2 protein-coding genes are annotated in these 2550 nt (G+C 63.0%); one reads left to right on the plus strand and one right to left on the minus strand.

Features of this window, described 5'->3' with window-relative positions:
• Positions 1-51: 51 nt before the first annotated feature.
• Positions 52-1584: an adenylate/guanylate cyclase domain-containing protein gene (locus QOD90_RS07420; protein ID WP_526348184.1), complete on the minus strand. Its 1533-nt coding sequence runs from the start codon at positions 1582-1584 to the stop codon at positions 52-54.
• Positions 1585-1978: 394 nt separating this feature from the next.
• Between QOD90_RS07420 and QOD90_RS07425 the strand changes: the two genes are divergently transcribed.
• A partial coding sequence (locus tag QOD90_RS07425; protein WP_526348186.1) for a hypothetical protein occupies positions 1979-2550 on the plus strand: 572 nt, incomplete at its 3' end.

Raw genomic sequence — 2550 nt, forward strand, 5'->3', positions numbered from 1 at the left:
CGGCGAAAGAATTGGGTCGCGGGTGATCGCGGCAGTGGATTGCTTCACCCGTTAGCTAGTGAGGTCAACCCGCGTGTCGATCTCTTGGTCGAGGCCGAAGACCTGTACTTCGGCTGACTTTCCTTTCAGCGCGTGGAATCCCCGGTCGACGAGTCCGGGCGGTGGAGACGTCAAGGCGTCGACGCACTGCTGGGTGAGAAGGATCGTGTCGCCGGTGGTTTTGGTGAGTTGCTCGACGCGGGCAGCGACGTTGACGGTGTCACCGATGAGGGTGAACTCGAGCTTGCCGCCCCCGCCGATGGTTCCCGCGATTACAACGCCGGTGTTGATTCCGATGCCGATGCGAAGCTCCCCGCTGAATCGCTTGGCGACACGGCCGTGAATCAGGACGGCGGCGCTCACCGCGGCGACGGCATGGTCCGCGAGGTCGTTCGGGGCGCCGAAGACCGCCAAAGCGCCGTCGCCGAGGAACTTGTTGACGTGCCCACCGGCGTCGACGACGGCAGGCACGACGATCTCGAACAAGGCGTTGAGCCGGGCGACGGTGTCCTCGGCGGTGTTGGCTTCGGCGAACGGGGTGAAGTCGCGGATGTCGACGAACATCACCGTCACTTGGCGGCGCTCCCCGGTGAAGATGTCGTCGCCCTGCTCGAGTAGCCGCGCCGCTAGGGCGGGGTCGACGTAGGTTCCGAACGCCGCCTGAAGTCGTTGCCTCTCAGCCAAGCCCGCTTGCATGCGGTTGAACGACGCTGCTAGTGCACCGAGGTCATCGTCTTGGACCACGGGTAGCCGTTGGGTGTAGTCGCCAGCCGCAACACGTTCAGTCGCGTTGGCGAGGTCACGGATGGGCGATAAGGATGGCGCAAGGGTGGCACCGATTGTGATCGGCACCGCGTAGGCAAGCGTTAACGCACCTCCGATCGCGACAGACAGGACGGGAAGGTCACTGGCCCAGTGGAATAAGGCCGCTACCACCGCTGCACCCGCGGCAAACGCAAACGTGGACGCGAGCACGGACACGTTCGACCATGCGGCAAAGGACGGGCGAGAGCGCGGCATGGCGTCACCGACGCTGGTGTCACCAGCGAGAGCGGCCCTGACGGGTCGCAGCGCCGATTCTAGGAAGCCATGAATTGCCATCAGCTGGAATACGATTCCGAGAACGGCGCCCATCACCCCGTATTGGACTAGCCGCCAGCCACTCGCCTGTGCGATCGCACCGACGACGAGCAATAGCAGCGCAGCACTCACGGCGTTGACTCCGACCGCGCGTGCCACCGCGCTTCGAGCCCAGGTGTAGGTGGCACCCAGCGCCTTCACCGGTTCGACTTCGTCACCGGCTGCCCACTTCTCGGCAAGACGGATCCAACCTCGACCAGGAAGAACCATCACGTATGTCATCACGACCACGGCGACGACGGTCACGACAGCTGCCTCCACGTACCGATCGGACCTCTCGAATGCGACGACGACCAACGACCAGAAGAGGTAGCCAGACAGCATGAGGACCGAAGTAAGTGCGTAAAAGGCCCACGAATACCACGGTCCGTACCGATCCCACGCCCACTGCCAAATGCGATCCATGCCGGGACACTAAACGGCTAGCCACCTTCTCATCCGCGTTTGAAGGCGCATCTACATCACGCCGCGGACGGCTCCGACATCCGCGCAGCAACTCGACGCAACTATACGTGGACCATATATTTGGTCGGGTGAGGGTGTGCCTACTGCTCCAGCGCATTGTCTTGCGGCGGTTCGGATGCACGAGATTGACCAGGTCAATGTCTCGGTACTGTTAGACGGTCGGACCTGTGGCGACAGCCATGAGGTAACTGAGGCGGCGGCGGGGCGGCAAAACCCGGCGTATTAGCGAGTGCGGCCAATCCAAGGCTGATTGCCAAGGGCAACGACAAGACGCTTCCGTAGTCGATACAGTAGTCACATTCTTCGGGTGCGCACGAACCAGGGATTGAGAACCATGATGCGTTTCGCAGTCGCCGCCGCGGGGTTGACGATATTTCTTGCGGTGCCCACCGCTGGCTGCAGCAACCATCAGCCCACATCTGCTTCGTCGACGACCTCTGCGGCAACGGTATCCAGTACTGGACAGGCCACACCGTCGTCTGCGTCGGCCGACTTCACGAGTCTGCTGATCAAGGGAAGCGACCTCACCGCACCCGGACAGACCTTCACCGCATCGGCGCCGACGCTCCACCCGAACGGACGTGACGGTGTTGCGGTGCGATTCTCCAATGACGGCGACACCGAAGAAGTCGGCGATACCATCCTGATCCTCCCCGACGAAGCTTCGGCCGTAGCTGCGTTGCACGCGGCGCAGTCGGCGCTAGGTGAGTCCGTCCCCGGTGGCGTGCCCCAACCATCGCCAGTGGGGTCGAACGGATGGGTTGTCTCCGGCACGTCGCCCGACGGGTCCAAATCGGTGACTCTCCTGTTGTTCACCCAGGGCCGGGCGTTCACCACGATCGAATTCGACGGTGCACCAGACGATCCGGTGCCACCGGAGGGTGTCCTCGACGTCGGCCAGAAACA

Origin of the sequence: Mycobacterium sp. (assembly GCF_032161845.1) — a bacterium.
GTDB lineage: Bacteria > Actinomycetota > Actinomycetes > Mycobacteriales > Mycobacteriaceae > Mycobacterium.